Origin of the sequence: Chryseobacterium sp. HMWF035 (assembly GCF_003094695.1) — a bacterium.
GTDB lineage: Bacteria > Bacteroidota > Bacteroidia > Flavobacteriales > Weeksellaceae > Chryseobacterium > Chryseobacterium gambrini.
On sequence record NZ_QEHP01000065.1, the window covers coordinates 1 to 21,752 of the forward strand.

At 34.3% G+C, this 21,752-nt stretch carries 23 protein-coding genes and 1 riboswitch; of the genes, 13 read left to right on the top strand and 10 right to left on the bottom strand.

Annotated elements, in window-relative coordinates:
* The 3 genes from DD829_RS10810 to DD829_RS10820 all read right to left on the bottom strand — a co-directional run.
* The coding region (locus tag DD829_RS10810; protein ID WP_317048568.1) for a sigma factor-like helix-turn-helix DNA-binding protein at positions 1-785 on the bottom strand (785 nt) is incomplete at its 3' end.
* 168 nt (positions 786-953) lie between these two features.
* Complete coding sequence (locus DD829_RS10815; protein WP_108410737.1) at positions 954-1,634, bottom strand: hypothetical protein; 681 nt, start codon at positions 1,632-1,634, stop codon at positions 954-956.
* Positions 1,635-2,263: 629 nt separating this feature from the next.
* Entirely contained in the window at positions 2,264-3,103 is an 840-nt protein-coding gene (locus DD829_RS10820; protein WP_108410736.1) for a GLPGLI family protein, read from the bottom strand.
* Between the two features lie 390 nt (positions 3,104-3,493).
* On the opposite strand from DD829_RS10820, the gene DD829_RS10825 reads away from it, so the two are divergent.
* The 3 genes from DD829_RS10825 (at position 3,494) to DD829_RS10835 (ending at position 5,980) form a co-directional block, all read left to right on the top strand.
* The gene (locus DD829_RS10825; protein ID WP_076390530.1) at positions 3,494-4,381 is read left to right on the top strand and encodes a cyanophycinase; all 888 of its coding nucleotides are present in this window, start codon (positions 3,494-3,496) and stop codon (positions 4,379-4,381) included.
* Between the two features lie 389 nt (positions 4,382-4,770).
* Positions 4,771-5,613 (top strand): isoaspartyl peptidase/L-asparaginase, encoded by an 843-nt coding sequence (locus tag DD829_RS10830; RefSeq protein WP_108411086.1) that lies wholly within the window; start codon positions 4,771-4,773, stop codon positions 5,611-5,613.
* A 97-nt stretch (positions 5,614-5,710) separates the two neighbouring features.
* Positions 5,711-5,980: a YtxH domain-containing protein gene (locus tag DD829_RS10835; RefSeq protein WP_108411085.1), complete on the top strand. Its 270-nt coding sequence runs from the start codon at positions 5,711-5,713 to the stop codon at positions 5,978-5,980.
* A gap of 55 nt (positions 5,981-6,035) precedes the next feature.
* Here DD829_RS10835 and DD829_RS10840 read toward each other — a convergent pair whose 3' ends face one another.
* The 7 genes from DD829_RS10840 to DD829_RS10870 form a co-directional block, all read right to left on the bottom strand.
* The gene (locus DD829_RS10840; protein WP_108411084.1) at positions 6,036-6,833 is read right to left on the bottom strand and encodes a class I SAM-dependent methyltransferase; all 798 of its coding nucleotides are present in this window, start codon (positions 6,831-6,833) and stop codon (positions 6,036-6,038) included.
* A gap of 246 nt (positions 6,834-7,079) precedes the next feature.
* On the bottom strand, positions 7,080-7,811 hold the full coding sequence (locus tag DD829_RS10845; RefSeq protein ID WP_116547727.1) for a hypothetical protein: 732 nt from the start codon (positions 7,809-7,811) through the stop codon (positions 7,080-7,082).
* Positions 7,808-8,641: a PH domain-containing protein gene (locus DD829_RS10850; RefSeq protein WP_108408780.1), complete on the bottom strand. Its 834-nt coding sequence runs from the start codon at positions 8,639-8,641 to the stop codon at positions 7,808-7,810. The genes DD829_RS10845 and DD829_RS10850 overlap by 4 nt, the downstream gene beginning before the upstream one ends.
* 188 nt (positions 8,642-8,829) lie before the next feature.
* Complete coding sequence (locus DD829_RS10855) at positions 8,830-9,771, bottom strand: PH domain-containing protein (RefSeq protein ID WP_108408782.1); 942 nt, start codon at positions 9,769-9,771, stop codon at positions 8,830-8,832.
* Between the two features lie 141 nt (positions 9,772-9,912).
* Positions 9,913-11,262: a histidine--tRNA ligase gene (gene hisS, locus DD829_RS10860; RefSeq protein WP_108408781.1), complete on the bottom strand. Its 1,350-nt coding sequence runs from the start codon at positions 11,260-11,262 to the stop codon at positions 9,913-9,915.
* Between the two features lie 284 nt (positions 11,263-11,546).
* Positions 11,547-12,002, bottom strand: coding sequence for an HRDC domain-containing protein (locus DD829_RS10865; protein WP_108410902.1), 456 nt, complete (start codon positions 12,000-12,002; stop codon positions 11,547-11,549).
* Between the two features lie 18 nt (positions 12,003-12,020).
* Positions 12,021-12,353, bottom strand: a complete 333-nt coding sequence (locus DD829_RS10870) for a single-stranded DNA-binding protein (RefSeq protein WP_076390529.1) — start codon at positions 12,351-12,353, stop codon at positions 12,021-12,023.
* 162 nt (positions 12,354-12,515) lie between these two features.
* On the opposite strand from DD829_RS10870, the gene DD829_RS10875 reads away from it, so the two are divergent.
* From DD829_RS10875 to DD829_RS10920, 10 genes are all read left to right on the top strand, one after another.
* A complete protein-coding gene (locus DD829_RS10875; RefSeq protein WP_108410901.1) occupies positions 12,516-13,121 on the top strand; it encodes an HPP family protein in 606 nt (201 codons plus the stop codon).
* Complete coding sequence (locus DD829_RS10880; protein WP_108410900.1) at positions 13,118-13,462, top strand: hypothetical protein; 345 nt, start codon at positions 13,118-13,120, stop codon at positions 13,460-13,462. Before DD829_RS10875 ends, DD829_RS10880 begins: the two co-directional genes overlap by 4 nt.
* A 20-nt stretch (positions 13,463-13,482) precedes the next feature.
* A complete protein-coding gene (locus tag DD829_RS10885; RefSeq protein ID WP_108410899.1) occupies positions 13,483-14,385 on the top strand; it encodes a TIGR01777 family oxidoreductase in 903 nt (300 codons plus the stop codon).
* 239 nt (positions 14,386-14,624) lie between these two features.
* Positions 14,625-15,203 carry a hypothetical protein gene (locus DD829_RS10890; RefSeq protein ID WP_123906847.1) on the top strand — a complete coding sequence of 193 codons (579 nt, stop codon included), beginning with the start codon at positions 14,625-14,627 and terminating at the stop codon, positions 15,201-15,203.
* Positions 15,204-15,208: 5 nt separating this feature from the next.
* Positions 15,209-15,775 carry a hypothetical protein gene (locus DD829_RS10895; protein WP_116547729.1) on the top strand — a complete coding sequence of 189 codons (567 nt, stop codon included), beginning with the start codon at positions 15,209-15,211 and terminating at the stop codon, positions 15,773-15,775.
* Positions 15,776-15,788: 13 nt separating this feature from the next.
* Positions 15,789-16,553 carry a hypothetical protein gene (locus DD829_RS10900; RefSeq protein WP_116547730.1) on the top strand — a complete coding sequence of 255 codons (765 nt, stop codon included), beginning with the start codon at positions 15,789-15,791 and terminating at the stop codon, positions 16,551-16,553.
* A 16-nt stretch (positions 16,554-16,569) separates the two neighbouring features.
* Positions 16,570-16,956: a VOC family protein gene (locus DD829_RS10905; protein WP_108409963.1), complete on the top strand. Its 387-nt coding sequence runs from the start codon at positions 16,570-16,572 to the stop codon at positions 16,954-16,956.
* A 111-nt stretch (positions 16,957-17,067) separates the two neighbouring features.
* Positions 17,068-17,253: riboswitch (cobalamin riboswitch) on the top strand.
* A gap of 384 nt (positions 17,254-17,637) precedes the next feature.
* Positions 17,638-19,962: a 5-methyltetrahydropteroyltriglutamate--homocysteine S-methyltransferase gene (gene metE, locus DD829_RS10910; RefSeq protein ID WP_108410567.1), complete on the top strand. Its 2,325-nt coding sequence runs from the start codon at positions 17,638-17,640 to the stop codon at positions 19,960-19,962.
* 96 nt (positions 19,963-20,058) lie between these two features.
* A complete protein-coding gene (locus DD829_RS10915) occupies positions 20,059-21,069 on the top strand; it encodes an HNH endonuclease (protein ID WP_116547731.1) in 1,011 nt (336 codons plus the stop codon).
* 76 nt (positions 21,070-21,145) lie between these two features.
* Entirely contained in the window at positions 21,146-21,592 is a 447-nt protein-coding gene (locus DD829_RS10920) for a KTSC domain-containing protein (RefSeq protein WP_087710487.1), read from the top strand.
* Positions 21,593-21,752 lie beyond the last annotated feature (160 nt).

A 21,752-nucleotide genomic window follows, 5' to 3' on the forward strand; every position in this document is an offset into this window, starting at 1 on the left:
ATACAATCTTTTCGTATTTGTCTAACACGCTCTCTTGATAAATTATTTTTTATTGCAATTTCTTCAAGAGTTCGATCTTCTGTATTATTATAAATTTTTAATGCCTGCTGAATTATTGAATTATGATTTTTGTTAAAAAATGCATTATTTTCAAATAGAAAATCTGTTAATTGAAAAATAGATTCAGATTGTAAAATTTCAATTGGAATTTTGGAGATAGAAAATGTCTGACGAATTAAAAAACTATTTTTTAAGGTTATTAATTGATGTTCATCATTAGCTTCTTTAACACTTATTATAAAGTCATTTACGATTGAAATATAAACTTCCAGCTCCAGAATAGACTTTTTTCCTACGTTATCAATCGAAGCAAGAATAAATTTTTTGTTTAATAAGATTTTTTCGGCAAAATTTCTCACACTAAAATTACCGTTTAGGAATTGAGAAATAGCATTTTTACTTCTTACAGAAAGACTATTAGTATTTACAAGAATAAAACTATTAATAACCTCTCTTTGGATTCTGCTCAAACTTACAATAGTCTCTTCTAATGTATTTTCATTTGCTTTTTCAATCGTATTATTTATGATATTTGTTTCGTATTTCCTGCATAAATCAATTAACTCTCGATCAGATCTGCGTCCACAATTACGAAGCGTTTCAAATGAGTGATTTCTAAAATAGTAATCTATTAATTTATCAAGAGATTCAAGACTATTGTATTTACAAATATTATACGAGCGGACACTTATTTCATTATTTTTATAAATTTCGTCTATTGTCATTTTGCAGCATAATTGATTATCAAGTATAAGAAGTATTTTTAAGATTAAAATACGGCTTTCCATATTTTAGTCTTAAAAATACTTGCATTCCGACATTGTTTTAGCTTTAGTAAGAAAATTATCTAATCTTTTGATTAATTGGATTAGTCTATTCCAACCTCACATACACTAAGCCCCTCCAATCTCCTTCCCCTCCCCACTCTTCACCTTATCCACATGCAGCTTGGCGAGCATTTTTTTGATGATATATTCATCGGCTTTCTGCTGTCCTTCGAAGATTAATTTGCCATCTTCGCAGATCTCAGAAATATATTTGTATAAGCCGTCGTAGAGTTCTTTTTGAGTACCGATAATTCCTGCTACTTTTTTCATGAACTGGGTCTGCTCATCGGCTTTTGCGGCAATAGCGAGTTGAAAATTCTGTAAATCCTGAGGTATTGTACTTTTCATTCCCTTATCCTGTAAAACCGTAAGATGCGCATTGACCAATGAAATAAGGTCTGTAAGCTTACTGCCGACTCCTTCGAAATTACGCTTCTTAATGTCCGTCAGAATCTGTGTGGTGAGGTTAGTGGGAATCCCAGCTCTTTCAATGCGTATCCGTAGACTTTTAAGAGGTTTCTTCAGGTCTTCTCCTAAAAGATAAAGTGCCTGAGTAGCCTGTTTCTGCTGCACCAGAGCTGTATTACTGGCTTCTTTCTGCTCTACTTCTGTAATTTTCGACTGAAAAGCATCTTTATATGCCTGCGTATAATTGTGATCTTCCTCTGCAAAAAGCAAAAGGTCTCTGCTGAAACTGGCGATAAGGTCTTTTGCCAGCGGAAGATATTCTTCCTGTTTGATATACATGGTTATTTGTTTTTAATTTAATACTAATATAATAATTTTTATTACAAATTCAATATATAGTTAAACATATTTTTCAATAATTATATTTATTTCACTTTTTCAGTACATCTCCAAATCATTGAAAACTAAGCAATAATAGTATCTGACAAAGAGAATCATCCTTACTCATGGTAAGCAAATAAAAAATATGGATTAGAAAAAATTTGTTCTTCATGGGATTAAAAATTAGCAAGCGGTTTTCTAACGGAGATCCTTCGCCAAGCTTAGGATGACACCTCGAATACCAACCGCAATATTTAAACATCTTCAGCCTGAGTATGTCGAAGCGTTTATTAGTAAAAGAGATAAGTCAATAAGTTAAATATTTATTAAATAACTTATAAACTAGAGTGAATGAGATTTTTCATCAGGTCAAAACCTTTGGTTTGCAGGGTAATTATTTGGAGACTCCGGACAAAATGCCTGCACACAAAGGTCAACAGGGTTTTTCGTCCATCAAAATGCTGTTCTCTGTGGGATGAATTGCGTTTACCTTTAAGCTGAAATCTATTTCAGAAAGATCAATCTGTTTTTACGCTTAGAAAATTGCTGTTTTCAGCAGAGACAATACTTTTATCCTCCGCTGAAACTTATTCCAATTCGATGGGATTATACGGAAGAGGAGGAGATTTTACAGCGATCTGGCTGCCATCTTCGTTATACGCTTTTCCATGAAAAAAGCCGGGATTGTCATGATACGTTTGCAATGCTTTTCTAAACTGCTCTCGGGTTATATGAAGAATTCTTTTTTCATTTCTCAGATAGACTGCATTTATCTTTTTATCCATTGCAATAGCTGTAAAATGAAAATTATTGTCGCTGTCTTCCAATTCTAAAATTAAACCGGGAAGATTCTGAAAAATATAAGGCCCGTTGTTAATAGGAATTTCTTTGCAATACCATGCTGTATATTTTCTTCCCCGATACTTCGTAGTGGCTTTATGGCATATATACCCAAGGATTTCTCTGGTCTCGTTTTCAAGTTTCCAGTCGAGAGCGGGCTGTTTTTCTTCATATTGGTACGTAATATTTGTTTTATCCTGTACCGTAATGTTATTTTCCTGAAAATTTTTAATTAAAATACTTCTCCATTTTTCCGCTAAATTAAGGGACTGGCCTAATTCTTTAGCTCCTATTTTCTCCAAATGACTGTATTTTTCCATTAAAGAATCTTTGCGCAATACATTAAAATCTGAAAATTTAGAAAATTTCTTTCCTATCTGCAAAACACAGGTTGTTTCCAGCTTTTTCTTTTTGGGATCTTTAACAAATTCTGCTTTGTAGTAAATATTCTGATAACTGCTGTCAATAACCATGGCTTCATAAGAATCAGGTTTCATAGATAAATTTCCGCTTACGGAAATCTGGGCATGGGAGAAAAAACCAAAGAATAAAAACAGGGACTTTAATAAATGATGAGGGTGAAACATTGGTGATCTGATTTAGAAATTTACTGTGTTAAAATATATATTGAATTTAAGATTCAGCTCAATGGCTGCAATTAACAATTCATCATTGTTTTTATTTGATGGGATTAAAGACAGAAATTGGCTGAACTTTTATTAAAAAAATAACTTTATTCTTTTACACAACCACAAAAATAACAAAAAGATGAGTTAAACTTTTGTTCAAAATACTGATTATAAAAGAAAAAGATGGCGATAGCTTAAAAAAGGCTCCAATTTTAATTTTTGTAAAACTTAAACATTCTCACAATCACTTCTCATACCTGCTTTTTAAATTTTATTTTCACTTATTGATTATCAATCCCTCTTAATCCTTTCTCAAATGTTAATTATTTTTTAAATTTGCACCCTATGATGAAACCTGTTGGAAAATTAATTGTTATCGGAGGTGCTGTAAACAAAGGAAGTTTTGCAGAAACCGATTTTGATCAAAGTGTAGAAAAAAACCTGAATTTTTTTGAGAGAGGAATTCTTCGAAAGATTATTAATGAATCTAAATTGAAAGAGAATTCCGTTATTGAGATTATCACCACTGCCTCTCAGATTCCGCAAATTGTAGGTTCCGAATATAAAAAAGCCTTCGAGTTTTTAGGCGCTAAAAATGTAAACATCCTTGATATTCATAACCGTGAGGAAGCGAATTCTGATGCTATTGTTGCGAGAGCCAATGCGGCAGATGTGGTGATGTTTACAGGTGGAGATCAGCTGAGACTGACTTCAATTCTTGGCGGAACAAGGTTTCACGATACCATTTTACTGAAATATCAGGAACAGGATTTCATCTACTCAGGAACTTCTGCCGGAGCCGCTGCGGCATCGGAGAATATGATTTATCAGGGAAGCAGTTCCGAAGCTTTGCTGAAAGGAGAAATTAAAACCACTCAGGGTTTGGGACTGATTGATAATGTGATTATCGATACGCATTTCGTACAGAGAGGAAGAATCGGAAGACTTTTTCAGGCGGTGGTAAACAATCCGAGAACTCTGGGAATCGGTCTGGGAGAAGATACCGGATTGTTCATCCATAATGATGTGATGACTGCGGTAGGTTCGGGACTGGTGATTCTGGTGGACGGAAGGTTTATTAAAGACACGAATCTTACGAATATTAATCTTGGAGAGCCTATTTCTATTGATAATTTAACGGTTCACGTAATGTCGATGAACGATCATTATGATCTTACGACTAAAGCGCTGACCATCGAAAATTCTCAGTTTAATCCGATCCCGCAGGAAAAGTAGAATGTGAATGGTAAATGGTGAATTGTTCCTGTGACAATTTTAGATATTTACAACGAACTTTTTTAAATAAAATATTCCTGTTGGAAAACGCAAAGACGCAAGATTTTTATTCGTCTCAAATCTTTAAGGCGCAGGAAAATCCAAGATTTTCAATAAGGATTGATGCTTAATTTTATCGTGGATAGAAAGAATCTCAAGACTGTTATATAAATGAGATTCGTGACCAGTGAAAAGCACAGTGAACGATTGAAATATGCAGGAAAATCTTAGCCCCGATAGAAACGGCATCCTTTTGGCTTGCGGACGGAGCGAAGCGGAGTCCGTAACCCAAAAGATACAGTGGATAGCGGGAGTAAGCTCCAAATAAAATATAAACGACATCAGAATATATGAAAATAATCATCCACGGCGGATTTTTCTCGGAAAGCGACCAAAGCCACGAAGTAAAAACAGCCAAACAAAATTCATTAAAAAATATTGCTCTCAAAGCATTTGAATATTTAAAATCCAATTCAGCATTTGATACCGCTGCCTACGCTGTTTCTTTGCTGGAAGATGATGAGCTTTACAATGCAGGAATCGGTTCGCAGATCCAGAGTGATGGCGTGATCAGGATGAGTGCAGCGATTATGGATGGAGAAACCCAGAAACTAAGCGGTGTTATCAATATTCAGGATGTGAAGAATCCTGTTTTTGTAGCGAAAGAGCTGATGAAAGAAGACGACCGGGTTTTAGGAGGAAGCGGTGCAAAAAATTATGCTACAGAACATGGTTTCGAGAATTTTTCAACCGAAATTCCGCAAAGGAGAAAAGAATATGAAGCGAAAATTGAAAATGGCGGAAAAGGAACGGTAGGTTGTGTAGCGATTGATAAGGACGGAAAATTAGCCGTTGCCACTTCTACAGGAGGAAAAGGTTTTGAAATTCCGGGAAGGATATCCGATTCGGCTACTGTTGCCGGAAATTATGCGAATTCTTTCTGTGCGGTAAGCTGTACCGGAGTGGGTGAAGATATTGTAAGCAATGCCACCGCAACGAAAATTGTAACCCGAGTTACCGACGGCATGACGATAGAAAAAGCGTTTACAAAAACTTTCGACGAGTTAAAAACCATCGATGGCTTTGCTGGTGCGATTGCTATTGATAAAAACGGAAATATATACCACCAAGATTCTTATCCCACTATGGTTTTTGCAAGTTTTGACGGAGAAAATTATGAAGTTTTCAATTAAATTTAACATTATTTTATAAGTCTGTTTATTTTTTTGGCACACATTTTACATGATTACTAACATCAAACTTTAATATTAACTTAAAAAAATAGAAATCATGGGAAATAAGACAAAAGGCTTATTAGCGTTATTAGGATTAGGAGCACTTGCATACTGGAAATACAAAAATTCTTCTGAAGAAGATAAGCAAATGGTGAAAGATAAGATCAACACTGCAAAAGACAACCTAAACAAATGGGGAAATGATCTTAAAGATAAAGCCAACAACGTTGCTTCGCAGGTAAAAGATAAAGCAAACGATGTAGCTTCTCAGGCTCAGGATAAAGCGGAAGATCTTAAGAATAAGGCTCAGGAAGCGGTAAGCTAGAATAAGTAGTTTATTTTAACATTCATATATACAGGAAAGTCATCGTAATTTTTTATTACGATGACTTTTTTTGCGCTTCAATGGCAAAAACCAAAGGAATTTTATTTCCGAACTGAGGTATTCTCCATTTTCCTTTTTCAAATTCTTCAACGTGCCTTAAACATGGATACGGCGACCAGTCGAATTCCTGAAACTTTTTGATCTGAAGATCCTCATTAATTAAATTCTGAAGAACTTCCGCCAGAGAATGATTCCACATCACATAATCCTGAACAATATCCGCAGACTGATCTGCATACGTTCCTTCATAGGTTTCCACAATCGGTTTTTCGTTGAAATAGTTGTATTGTACGCCTTTGAAATCGTCATCGTACATCCAGACTACAGGATGAAATTCTGCCATTACAAATTTCCCTTCCGGTTTCAGAAAACGGGTAATAATTTTTGCCCATTCTGCGAGATCGGGAAGCCAGCCGATTGTTCCGTAGCTTGTAAAAACAATGTCGAATTTCTGATCGAAAACATCAGGAAGACTGTACAGATCTGTACAGATAAATTCTGTATCGGTTCCTGCTTTCTGAGCCAGATCTTTTGCTGCTGCAATGGCTTTATCCGACAAATCGATTCCCGTAACTTTTGCGCCCATTCTCGACAGCGAAATAGAATCCTGCCCGAAATGACACTGCAAATGAAGAATAGTTTTACCTTTTACATCTCCTAAAAGATCTAATTCAATTGAATTTAACGAAGTTCTTCCCTGCAAAAATTCATCTACAAAATAGAAATCTGATTTGAGATGAGGTTCTACTTTGGCATTCCATGAATTTTTGTTGATTTCAAGATAATTTTCCATTGTTTTTTAGTTTTATTTATAAACCTGTTTAAACTTTTTTACCGCAAAAGATTTTAACACAGTAGTTATTTAAGTTTAATACCTAAATGGAAAAAAGAGCAGATAAGTTTAAAACATCAAAGATTTTTTTTCTTTGCAGACTTTTGAAATACTTTACATAAATCCACTAAAGTATTTTATCTCTTTTGCGGTTAATTCTGAAATTAGTTTAAAACAGTTTTCTTAATCAGCTTTAAAATATTAAAATTACCAACCCTGAATCACATAGTTTTTAACCAAAAGCTTTCTTTCAGGCTGTGAAGCATCTTCCGGCTTAAACCACACTTCCACCCTGCTTCCGTAATAATCTCCCCAATCTCCCTCCTGTACGTTAAACTGTTTACTCAGAGGGAATTCTTTCAGTTCATCACTAGGATTTTCCACTTTCACTTTAGTATCTTTTGCAATTTCTTTTTCAGATAAAATTCTGTTGGTGGTAAGATCAAACATTTTCAGATAAACAGTTCCTTTTTCAATTTTATTTAGGAAAACCTGATATTTATAGGTTCCGGGCTGATTATAATCATAAAGGATCACTTCCGGTTTATCGACTTTAAATAATGGTTTTTCGTCACTAAAAGATAGTTTTAAAGGCGTATCTACTTTCACATTATTGGGGTTGTAAATATCTCCTTTGTATTCTTTGTAAGGACTTTTGGGAAGCAGAACTGTAAAGAAAACAGCCGTAATAAACATAAATATGACCGAAAGAACGACCTGTACAAGACCTTCTTTGAATCTTTTCTTAAAAATTTTTGATATTCCTAAAATAATATACCCCAAAGCAACCATTATCGGCGTTATGAAGCACAAATTCCAGATAATTTTGTTTACCGGCAAAATAAGCATCCATATCCAGCAAAAAATACCGACAGATGAAATAAAAAACGGCGCAGACCATTTTCCGTTGAATATTTTAAAAAAAATTGCTTTTATCATAGTTTTTCTAATAGTTTTTTCTTTTGTGATGTAAATTCTTCTTCTGTTAAAATACCGTTTTCTCTCAGTTGTCCTAATTTTTCGAGCTGTTCCAGAACGCTTTCGGAAACTGTATTCTCCTCCGTAGATGAGGCTTTGGAAACTTCTTCTTTGTTGTATATTTTACTGATGAAATGGTAAAAATCTTCAGCATAATCTTTGTTGAAGAACGATTCAAACTCAACCGTTTTTTCTTTTGTATGAATTCTGATGTTCGGCGACACAAAGTTTTTTACGAAGCTTACTTCAAGAATATTATCATTGAGAAATTCATTCACTTTTGCCGGAGAAAACATCGCTTTGGAAACCGAAATGATTCTTTTTGCCGTAACGAGCAAAATTCCCGCATCCGTTGTTTTGGCGAACTGAGCATCTATAATCGCTAAAATTTTCTCATCCAGATCAAGAACATACGGAAGTTCTTTAATTTCGCCTTTTGTAAACAGAGAAAGATTTGCTCTCAAACTTTCCAGTTGCTTTTTTATCTCTTTCAGTCTTTTTTTATAAAGATCTTTTGACAGCACATTCTGTTCTGAATCTGCTATTGAAGGTAAATTTTCGGCAATATTTTCCTGAACGGTTTCCTCTTTAGCAATTTCTCCGTTATGGAGGAGATTTTCAATATCTTTCAAACTGAAGCGATGCAGATCCGAAAGCAGTTCTTCGTTCATCGCACTCGCTTTTTCAAGGCATGAATTACAGATGATATTTCCGTCAGACAGTTTATTTTCGCCCAACATCGTGTCGATTGAAGTCAGTTTTTTTCCACACAATCCGCAATGATCGTTCATTGTAAATAATTATTTTTGATTTAATCCGTTTAGCTTTTTGATCTGATCATACATAGACAAAAGATATAAATGAATTTGAAGATCACTTCAGCTTAAAAAATCTTTGATTTCTATCTTTTGAAAACGACTTCTCAATTTCTTTTGCGGTCAAATTTTAAAATCAGTCTTCTAAACGGACATTCTGAATATTAAAGTCGGTCTAATAATTTTTTCTTCTGTTCTGTAAATTCCTGATCCGTCAGAACGCCCATTTCCCGAAGTTTTCCAAGTTTTTCCAACTGTTCAAAAATAACTTCAGGTGCTTCTTTTGGTACACCGGAATTTTGCTGTACCGGATTTAAATCGGCAGGCTTTTGAAAAGGATTCTCAGAAACCGGCATATTGTACAAATTATAAGACGAAGACTGAATTTGTTGTTGTTGTTGTTGTTGTTGTTGTGAAGTAGACTGACTGATCGTACCATTCAGATATTGATTAACCGCATTGCAGAAATTCTTTCCGTCATTTTTATTATGAAGCTTAAATTCTGCCGCGGAACCGTTCTTAGAGAAAATTTTCAGGGTTGAATACAAAAGACTTTCCACATGATCTACAGAACGGATATTTTCGAAGAGATATTCGTCTTTCTGCACATTTCCAAAAAGTTTTTTATCAATAAAAACAACTCTTCTCTGCGTAGAAAATAAAAGTCCTTCCACTTTTGCAGGTATGGTAAGACCTTCTGCAATAGCGGTTAACTTTTCATTATTTTCTAAAATATGAACGAGTTCCTTTACTTCGCTGTTTACAAAAATGCTTAACCTCGCATTCAGGGCAACAATCTGATCCTGAATATCATCAAGTCTGGTCACTGTTCCTCCAAATCCAAAAGACGGTGTTTCGGGACTCTGAAAGTTTGAAGTCTGCGACGATCCAAAATTTTCAGTTTCGCCAATTTTTCCCTGCAAAATAATTCCCCTGATTTCAGGCAGGAAAAACTGCTGCAGATTATTGACAACATCCTTATTGATATTGGAAGCCTCATTCAGGCATTTGTTACACAGAATATGATTGTCCGCCAGTTTATTTTCGCCCAAAAGCGTATCCATAGATGTTAAAGGCGTTCCGCACAATCCACAAATATTGTTCATTTGGTTTTCATGTTTAAAAGTTTAAAAAAAGCATAAAACAATTTATGATTTTCTAAAATACAAATTTGTAATTAAATCGTACCAACTGAAAATAAAAAAGCATCAGGATTAATGATGCTTTTTAGTTTTCTGATTTTATTTTTATCCCAAAAACTCTTCCAGAGAAACCGTTTTCTGTTCTCCTGCTTCAAGATCTTTATAGGTTACCGTTCCGTTTTTAATTTCTTCTTCGCCTAAAAATACCAGATTTTTAATTCCTTTTTTCTCCGCATAGGTGAACTGTTTACCGATCTTTGCCGCTTCGGGATACATTTCTGCGGAAATTCCTTTTTCTCTCAATTGTCTGATCAGTTTTAAGGCTTCTACAGTTTCATTTCCTCCGAAATTGGCAAAAAGAAATTCTACTTTAGAGGTAGCTTCTTCAGGGAAAAGTCCGAGTTCTTCCATCACGAGATAAATTCTGTCCAGACCAAAAGAAATCCCGATTCCCGGAATATTTTTAACGCCGAAAACTTCCGTAAGATTGTCGTATCTTCCGCCGCCGCCGATGGAACCCATCTGAACTTCATCTGCTTTTACTTCGAAAATCGCTCCGGTGTAATAATCCAGACCTCTTGCCAAAGTAATGTCAAAAACAAGGTTTTGAATATCAACTCCAAGATTTAAAGATTGTGTAATCACAAATTCAAGCTCTTCCACCCCTTTCAGTCCTGTTTGATTTCCTGCGAACTTTTCTTTTAACTGAAGAAGATTTTCCAGCGCATCATCCGACTGATTGAAAAGGAAATCCAGTTTGTCAATCGATTCCTGAGCAATTCCTCTTTCCAGTAATTCTTTTACAACACCGTCTTTCCCGATTTTGTCTAATTTATCCAAAGCTACCGTGAAATCAATTAATTTATCGGTAATTCCTGCAAATTCTGCCAATCCGGAAAGAATCTTACGGTTGTTGATGTGGATGGTTACAGAAACTCCAAGCTCCGCGAAAGATTTCAGATACAACTGAACCAGATCTACTTCCTGCAAAAGACTTTCGCTTCCTACAACATCCGCATCGCATTGATAAAACTCTCTGAATCTTCCTTTTTGAGGGCGATCCGCTCTCCAAACCGGTTGAATCTGATACCTTTTAAAAGGAAAAGTAAGCTGATTATGATTCATTGCCACAAATCTTGCAAAAGGTACCGTAAGATCGTAACGAAGGGCTTTATCAGAAATTTGAGAAGTCAGTTTTTGATGATTCTTATTTTCCCAATCTTCCTGATTTACTTTAGAAGTGTAATCTCCCGAATTTAAAATTTTAAAAATCAAACGATCTCCTTCCTCCCCGTATTTTCCCGTTAATGTTGAAAGATTTTCAAAGCTCGGTGTTTCCAGTGGCTGGAATCCGAATAACTCGAAGTTTTTCTGTAAAGTATTGATGATGTATCTTCTTCTTGCAACTTCCAGTGCCGTAAAATCTCTCGTCCCTTTTGCTAAACTTGGTTTCATTTTATAATAGATAAATGATATTAATATGTATAAGCTGCAAAAATAAGGAATTGAAAGGACTTTTACTACAGATAAGCTTGTTTAAGCTTTATTAATAAATAATGCTAAACCTAACAGGTTTTTAAAAACCTGTTAGGCTTGAAAAGACTAACAGGTTTTTAAAAACCTGTTAGGCTTGAAAAGACTAAAAAAACATATGAAAATCAATTTTTAAAATTTTATTTTTTTAAAGGAATTTCTTTCATATACTCAAAACCTATATCTGTTTCACAAAACCAAAAAGATCAGATACTTTCTAATATTTCCAAAATTTCTTCACCGTAATTTTCTATTTTGTGTTTTCCGAAACCTTTGATATCGCGCAATTCCTCTTTTTTTGCAGGCTTATATTTGGCTACAGACATCAGTTCTTTATTGGAAGCAATAAAATAGCTTGGTAAGTTCTGTTCTTTTGCTTTCTCGGAGCGCCAGTATTTCAAAGCTTCCAGAATTTTTAATTCATCACTATTTAAGGCTTCATCTTCTGCGGAGTATTTTGCCGTTTTAGAATCTTTTACTACATTTTGCTGAACGATTTTCAGTTCATCAAAATACAGAACAACCGACCAGTATTTTTCGTCCTGAACAAAAGCGGTTTCTACTTTTATGATATCGTGTGATTCCAGAAATGCTTCCAGTGTTTTTTGATCTTTTTCAAGATGTCTGTCATCCAGTCCTATTTTAAAAACTTTTATTTTCATGGCTTGTGATTTTTAAGATTATTTTCCTCCTAACAAAAGAATTTCATCTACACGAATTTCCGTGATGTATCTTTTTACACCATCTTTATCGTCATACGATCTGTAAGTAAGTTTTCCTTCCACCGCAATTTCTTTTCCTTTCGGAACGTATTTCTGGAATATTTCAGCCGTTTTTCCGAAAGCTACCAGATTGTGCCATTGTGTTTCTTCTACTTTTTCACCTTTTGCGTTTGTGTAATGATCTGATGTTGCAAGAGAAACGGCTGCTTTTACATTTCCGTTTTCGAAGCTGATGATTTCTACTTCTTTTCCTGTAAATCCGATTAGGGTAACTTTGTTTCTTAGTGACATAACTTTATATTTTTTATATTTAACATTCAGATAAGAGACGTTATCTTTTTCTCAAATCTCTGTGGCAAAGGTTGCTGAATTTCAGAACCGGAGTCGGTAGAAAACTATTTAAATTCGTTTGTAGTCGTTTGCAAACGGATAATTTTGTATCTTTGAAATGCTATGAAGAAGACAATAAAAAGAACATTTCGGGTTTCAAAATATGTAATATACAAAGAGACACTTGTAGATTACAAAGAGCATTTCTGGTCGTTTCTGGGAGCATTTTTCGGAATCGGAATGATTGCTTTCATCCAGTCACACACTTTGTCTGCTACAGAAAATATCTTTTTAATCGGTTCTTTCGGAGCTTCAAGCGTTTTAATTTACGGAGCCATTCAAAGTCCTCTTGCGCAACCGAGAAATTTAATCGGAGGACACGTTCTGTCAGCTTTAGTGGGAGTTACAGTCTATAAAATCGTTCCGGATATTATCTGGCTTTCTGCACCTCTGTCTGTTGCTTTTTCCATCGTTTTGATGCAGTACACGAAAACGCTGCATCCACCCGGCGGAGCAACTGCACTGATTGCGGTAAGTTCGACTGGGAAAATTCCGGAACTGGGATATTGGTATGTTCTTTCTCCTGTTCTTTCTGGATGCATTATTCTATTAATTATTGCTTTAATTTTCAATAATATCACCTCGAACAGAAGTTATCCGAATCATAACCGGTTTACATATTTACTGAAGAAAAAACACAAACATCCACACAAAATGAAAAAGATATGAATTGTCTCGAATGCGGCGAAAAAATTATCGGCAGATCCGACAAAAAATTCTGTAATGATGCCTGCCGAAACGCCTACAATAACAAACAGAACAAGGATTCCAGCAATCTGATGCGGAACATCAATAACAAACTCCGCAAAAACTACAGAATTCTGACGGAAGTAAATACCAACGGAAAAACAAAAGTTGCCAAATCCAAGCTTGATGGCTTAGGTTTTGATTTCGATTATATAACGAATCTGAAAGTTTATAAAAACGGATCTGAATATAAATTTATTTACGATTACGGCTATAAACTTCTGGAGGATGATTTTGTTCTGATCGTAAAAAATCAGGCTTAGAAACAACAAAGATTTTTAACATGAAAGAAACTGTTCTTATCACAGGTGCAAACGGATTGGTTGCCAAAGAATTATCTAAAAAACTTGAAAAAGAGTATACTGTACGTTTTCTTACGCGAAAAAAACAGAACAGCAACGAGTTTGAATGGGACATCAGAAAAGGAATAATCGACGAAACAGCTTTCGATAACGTTTCACACATTATTCATCTTGCGGGAGCCAATATTTCGGAAAAGCGATGGACCGATGAAAGAAAAAAAGAGCTGATTTCCAGTCGTGTAGATTCTGCAGGTTTGCTTTTAAAAACTCTGCAAAAAAATAATATTAAATTAAAATCCTTCATATCTGCTTCCGGAATCAATTACTACGGAACCAAAACAACGGAAAAAATTTTTACTGAAAATGATGGTCCGGGAAATGATTTTTTAAGTGATGTGGTAGTTCTGTGGGAAAAAGCTGCGGATGATTTTAAGGAACAAAATGTAGCTGAAAGAGTCGTGAAAGTGCGTACTGCAGTGGTGCTTTCGGAAAAAGACGGCGCTTTAAAAAAAATGCTTCCGCCTGTAAAAATGGGCATCGGCTCGCCTATCGGAACGGGAAAACAATATATGCCGTGGATTCATATCAATGATATTTGTTCGATTTACGAATTTGCCTTGAAAAATGCTGAACTGGATGGAGCATTCAATGCGAATTCGCCGCAACATACAACGAATGAAAATCTGACAAAAAAAATGGCGGAAGTTCTTCACAAGCCTTTATTTATGCCCAATGTTCCCGCTTTTGTGTTGAAACTGATGTTCGGAGAACTTTCTGAGGCTTTGCTGGAAGGTTCGAGAGCTTCATCGGAAAAAATTCAGAAAGCAGGTTTTCAGTTTGAATTTCCGGATCTGAAAGATGCTTTAAAAAATTTATTACAATAAGTCTGTTTAAACTTTTTATCTAACCGCAAAAGTCACAAAAGATGAACTAAACTTTTATTTAAAGTTGATCATTACAAATCAAAAAGGGCACAATAGTTTTTTAAAATCTTTGATTTTTATTCTTTTTGAGCGCTTTGGTTATTATAGAAATCGCTTTAACATTGTCTTTTGTGCCTTTTGTGGTTTATTCTTAAATAGTTTAAACCAGTTTAATAGAAAATATCAGAAGTAAAAAAATTATGAAAACTATATTCTCACTAAGTCTTTCTTTGCTGCTGTCCATGAATGTTTTGGGGCAGAAAACTGAAAAGGCAGGACCGAAAGACAAAGCGGTAACCGAACATTTTAAAAATGATTATAAGAAAAAAAATTACAGAAAATTTGCCGGAACCATTGTTTTGAAGGATAATACAGCAACATTCGACGATAAAACGATTTTCTTTGATCAATCTGATAAAATTACTGAAACGATGCTTAAAGAAGGATTGGTTTATCCTCAGCTTTTGACAGAATTTCAGGTGGATAAATTTGAAAACGAAGACAGCGACAGAACGCAGAAAAGATTTGCAAAACTTCAAAAAAACTGGAAAGATTCTTTCGAAGTCAATAATATTAAGTTGAGTGGCGGTTCTGAACTGAGTTTTTTAAGTACCGATGAAAAGATTAAGCGTTTTAAAGTGGTCTGCAAAGATCCGAAGTTTCCGAATCTGATGATCTATTATTTTGAATTAACGGATAAAAATGCTACAAAAGATACACCCATTCAGGATTTTATTAAAAATTCCAAACTGACGCATATTTTCCAGAGAACGGAGTAAGAAGGATGACTAATAACCATAATATCAATGCAAAAGCTTTCTTCAGAAAATATTTTTTGGTAATTATTTTTATTATCATTCTTTTGTTGCAGGATTTTTTTCTCAAACCCTTTGTAAAAGATCTGTATTTAAACGACGATATAAAAAATTTCAAAGAGTTTTCATGGAAATACACGGTTTTTATTTTTACTATTCTTGCCGGAATCATTATTTTCATTTCAAGGAAAAGCATTAGGCTTTCGGCTGTGCCTTTAATTTTATTGGGTTTAATGATATTCGGAAGCGGATTTTATTTCGGATTCCATTCTTTGGTGGATAATGCTTTGCTTTTAATCAATTCAAAAACGAAGAATACGGAAATCAATAAAACTTACGAAGTAATTCATGATAAAGAAAAGAAAGTTTTTTGGCTGAATAATGAAAATTCTGTTCATGATAAAGAGGATCTTCAAAAAATTAACCGCTATAGAGTTTCAAAAGGTTTAAAATCTATTTTTGATCTTCAGAATAATGACACGATAAAAGTAACGTTTAATAAAGGATGGTTTGATGTAAATTATCTCGAAAAATAATTGCGCTCTGAAAATGTACAATGCGACCAGAAGAAACAGAAATATAGGAACCGAAAATCAAGGTTTCAGTCAAAATAATAAATTGAAAATTTCAACACCTAACGGAACATTAAAGTCTTTTTACGAAAGAATTGGTAAGCATGAAAAAGAATCTAAAATAATAAATGGACACGAATTTTTATTTATCATTGAAGAGCTTCGCGAAAACTGTTATCACTCCTGTTCTGTTTCTGATCTTGAAAAGATAATCGAAAATATTCCTAAAGAAGATTACGGAGATTTAAAGTTTATTGTTTTACGCCAACCGAAAAGAAAGGAGGAAATAATCTCTCCAGTTTGGGGAAGACTTGTTTACAGCTTTGAGTACGAAAACGAATATTTTTCGGCGATAATTTTAGACTCAATAGATTTAAACAAAAAGTTAATATGGTCTAAAAAACAAAGCATCGAAGATCAGAAAGAATTTGAAAGATTAAAAGGAGACGGACATATTTTTACACAAAATAAGAGAAGTTTTATTTCTCAGTTAAATTTAGAGCCTTCAAGAAATACCCAATTGTACAGAACTCTACTGCATGAATTCGGGCATTATGTTCATTACTTAGAAGTTGTGGAAAGACCTTTTGAAAGTGATGAAGATTATGAGGCAAAAGAAATTCGCGATGATTACTACTCAGCTTTATCTAAAGTTGAAAAAGAAACTTTTGCGCACCAGTATGCTGATCGACTGAAGAAAAAATTAACTGAAGAAAAAATAATTCCTTTTAATAGTCTTTAATAATTGCAATTCAAACATGAAAATAAAAAATATAGATCACCTCGTTTTAACAGTTGCAGACATTGAAAAAACGGTAGATTTTTACACCTCTATTCTTGGTTTTGAAGTCGTTGTTTTTGGAGAAAACAGAAAAGCGCTGACTTTTGGAAATCAGAAAATCAATCTTCATCAAAAAGGAAAAGAATTTGAACCGAAAGCTGAATATCCCACTTGTGGTTCTGCGGATCTTTGTTTTATTTCCGAAACCGATATTCATGAAGTTTTACAGGAACTAAAGGAAAAGAATATTGAGATCATCGAAGGAATTGTTGAAAGAACCGGAGCTTTGGGAAAAATACAATCGGTTTATTTCAGAGATCCTGATTTAAATCTGATTGAGATAAGCAACTACAGTTCATTGTAAAATACATTCTCGAAAAAATCCAAATAACTGTTCATTCAGAATAATTTTCTGAATTACTTAAAAAATAAACAAATAATTCCTACATTTGTTTAGAAAACAGTTCTTTTACATACTTCATCAAACGGAAAAGGTTTTACGTAAAGTAGATTAATAGGGAATCGTGTGAAAATCACGAGCTGTCGCGCAACTGTAAGTAATACTCTAAAAGTTTTTATCCACGTATATCCACTGTGCAAACGGGAAGGATGATAAAAGCTGTTACAAGTCAGGAGACCTGCCTGTTCCGAATTGACAATGCTCTCGCGGTTTGGAGTTTTTTTGGTCAGACAGATGATACTTTTTTGAACGTAGTAATCTAAATTTTAATTTGATTTCAATTGCAAAGTTTTTAATATTAATTTCTTACTTTAAGAATGAAAAAATATTCGCCAACCATCAATACAGCAGTTGTTTTTTGCATCTGTTTCAGAAGATACAGTTAAAAAATTTTTCATCTTATTGCTGAGAAAAAAGCTTTGTGCAAAACGATAAAATTTCAGAGCATTCTCTTATGTAAAGGGAAATTGCGTCCTTACTGTATCTTTACCTCTCCATTCTATTTCCTTCTGCAAAAGCATTGCGAAGCATCAGAAGAACTTTTATACACATTAATTATTGTTTAATTTAAAAGTTTTAAAGAAAATGCAAACGCACATTCTTGGCTATCCGCGTATTGGTAGCAACCGAGAACTCAAAAAAGCCTGCGAGCAGTATTGGTCGAGCAAAATCACTTTAGACGAATTACTGGACGTCGGGAAAAATATCCGACAAAACAATTGGAAGCTTCAGCAGGAAGCAGGAATTGATCTTATTCCGTGTAATGATTTCTCTTTTTACGATCAGGTTTTGGATATGACGTTAACTTTAGGCGCTATTCCTGAACGTTATGAAGAGATTGCTCTTAAAAAATCTGAAACGGATCTCTATTTTGCCATGGCAAGGGGCTTTCAGAAAGAAGGTCTGGACATTACTGCAATGGAAATGACAAAATGGTTTGATACCAATTATCATTTCATTGTTCCGGAATTCCATAAAAATCAGGAATTTAAGCTGTTATCCCGTAAAATCATCAATGAATTTTTGGATGCTAAACAGGCGGGAATAAATGCAAAACCGGTGATCATAGGTTTGCTAACCTACATTCTGCTTGGGAAAGAAAAAGAGGAAGGTTTCAATAAGCTGGATCTGGCTCAGAAGATTCTTCCTGTTTATCTTCAGATTCTTAAAGAGCTTGAAACTCACGGAGCAGAATACATCCAGTTTGATGAACCATTTTTAGCATTAGATTTGGATGAAAAATCAAAAGAAACTTACAGTCTGATTTATACCGAAATAAGAAAACAGTTTCCTCATCTGAAAATCATTGTAGCTACTTATTTTGAAGGTTTAAGAGATAATCTTTCTCTGGCTGTTTCTCTTCCTGTAAATGTGCTGCATCTCGATCTGGTTCGTTGTCCGGAACAGTTGGAGGAAGTTTTAAAAGTAATTCCGGAAACATTGCATCTTTCTTTAGGTGTAATTGACGGAAGAAATATATGGAAAAATGATTTCGAAAAATCTCTACGCCTCATTAGACAGGCAGCAGATAAAATAGGTTCGGAGAGAATTTTAATTGCTCCTTCCTGCTCATTGCTTCACAGCCCTTCTGATCTTGATCTGGAGAACAACGAAAGTGTTTTATCCTCCGAAATTAAACAATGGATGGCTTTTGCTAAACAGAAAGTCTCTGAAATGGTTACCCTGAAAAAATTAGCCGCAGAAAATCCGGATTATTCCACACTCCTGCTTTTAGCTGAAAATAAAAAAGCCATTGAAAGCCGCAAAACATCTCCTCTAATTCATAACAGCGAAGTGAAGGATCGTGTAGATGTAACTACCGAGGAAGATGCTAAAAGAAACAAACCTTTCAGCATCCGAAAAATTTCTCAACAGAATATTCTCAACCTTCCTTTATTCCCCACAACTACAATTGGCTCATTTCCACAGACGAAAGAAGTTAGAAACTGGAGGGCAAAATTTAAAAAGGGTGAACTGAATGCCAAACAATACGATGATCTACTGAAAAAAGAAACTGAAAGAACGATCCGTTGGCAGGAGGAAATAGGAATTGATGTTCTGGTTCACGGAGAGTTTGAAAGAAATGATATGGTAGAATATTTCGGAGAACAATTATCAGGATTTGTGTTTACGCAAAACGGCTGGGTTCAAAGCTACGGAAGCCGTTGTGTTAAACCTCCTGTTATTTTCGGAGATGTGTACAGACCGAATCCGATGACGGTTTACTGGTCTGAATATGCGCAATCTCTAACGAAAAAATGGGTAAAAGGAATGTTAACGGGACCAGTAACTATTCTTCAATGGTCTTTTGTGCGTGATGATCAGCCGCGATCTTTAACGTGTAAACAAATTGCACTGGCTATTCGCGACGAAGTGAATGATTTGGAAAAAGCAGGAATCAGAATTATCCAGATTGATGAACCTGCAATTCGTGAAGGTCTTCCATTAAGAAAATCTGACTGGCAGCATTATCTTCAATGGGCAGTGGAAGCTTTCAGAATTTCAGCAAGCGGTGTGGAAGATGCGACGCAGATTCATACACATATGTGCTATTCGGAATTTAATGATATTATTCAGAATATTGCCGATATGGACGCGGATGTTATTACGATTGAATGTTCCAGAAGCCAGATGGAGCTGCTGAATGCTTTTGCTGATTTCAAATATCCGAACGAAATAGGACCGGGAGTTTATGATATTCATTCGCCGAGAGTTCCATCGAAAGAGGAAATGGTAGAATTGCTGAAAAAAGCACAAGCTGTTATTCCAGCGCAGCAACTTTGGGTAAATCCTGACTGTGGTTTGAAAACCCGTCATTGGGATGAAACGGAAAAAGCGTTGATTGCAATGGTAGAGGCTTCAAGGGAAGCGAGTGAAAGTTTTTTGAAGAAAGAAAAATTGAAATATTAGATGACGAGAGCCGAAAGGCTCTTGTATTTTTTGTTAATAATTTTAACTCAATTTGCTTTATTGATTAAAAAAATATAGTTTAGTTAAAAAAAATTAATGACTAATTATTTTAATCAAATCTGTAAGTTTAGACAAAAATATCCGGTATTTTCTGCCAAAGCAATCAAAACAAATAATCCTATTCTAAATGATGTTAAAAAAGCGCTGAATAATCTCAAATTACAACTTGAAAAAAAATATCTAAAATTCGAAGGTATCGATCTAAGAATCGAAGTTTCAAAAGGAGCCGCAAACTTTCCTAATATTTCACATATTTGTATTCTTCCTCCCAACCAAAAAGTTTCTAATGGGATTTATGTTGCTATATGCTTCGATAAATCTGGAAAAGGAGCTGTTATAGGATGCGCAGAATCAAAGACAAATCCTAAAGGATTAAATATAAAGATCAGAAAACAAGCTAGAAAAATTCCTGAAATTGATATTGATGGAGGAAGTTATAATACTAAGTATAATAATGTTTATGAAAATCCTAAAGAATTTTATTATGCTTTGGCTAAAGATTCTGAAATAGAAAATCATATAAATAAATCCTTAAGCCTATGTCTTTATAATTTAAAATTAATTAATACTTCTCAATATTTACACCCCAACGACTATCTAAATTCTACAGTAAATGAAAGAGAAATTGATTATTTTGATATGAATAATGTAATTGATGATAGAAAAAAAATTGCTATACAAATTCATGCAAGAAGAGGACAAAAAAAATTCAGGAATAAACTTCTTAATATTTATAATTCCAAATGTGCTTTTACAGATTGCGAGATTACAGATATGCTAGAAGCTGCGCATATTTTTAGCTTTAAAGGCTCTGAAACAAATAAGATACAAAATGGAATTTTAATGCGTTCTGATATTCATACACTATTTGATTTAGGACTTATAAGTGTAGATCCTGAAAATTATCTTATTCAAGTTAGTGATAAAATTTTAACAGACACTTATTATGCTCAAATGCACAATAAAATACTTAGTTTACCAAATATTTTGGAAGGTTATCCTGATAAAAATGCTCTTAAATATCATTTTGAAAACGTGTTTAATTAATTTATTTATAATCAAAAACTTACAGTTTTCGAAAATAAAACCTTAATTTTGCACCCCGAAATAAGGATCATCCATTATGAAAAAATTAGGCGAATACAGAAAGCTTCTGGAAGTTGATAAAAATGTAACACTGAAGGAATTGAAAACCATCTACAGGAATACGATGAAAGATACGCATCCAGATAAATTCATCAATGATGAAGCGGGAAAGCAGGAAGCGGAAGAAAAAAGCAAATCTGTGATTGAAGCCTATCATTTTCTGGTAAGCATCAATCCGGAAACGCAGGAAAAATACAAAGAAGAATATACCGAAACCATTACGAAATCTAATATTCAGGATTTTTATCTGGAAAAATCGGTTCTTAAAGTACAGCACCTGAACGGAAATATGTACGAATATCTTGGAGTTCCGAAAAATACCTACATCAAAATGGTGAATTCCGATTCTCCGAGCCGTTTTGCAAGAAGGCATATTTACGGAAGTTTCGTCTACAGAAAAGCCGGTGAGGCAATGGCGGAATAATCCCCTATTTACAAATAAATAAGAGCTTTCAATTAATTTTGGAAGCTTTTTTTATTTGATTAAATTTTTTTGATTGTCCGTAATTTGTCAGAATAAAAACCTCTGCGATCTCAGTTAAGTTTTAACGCCTCTGTGAACCTTAAAAACAGTTTGTTTATAA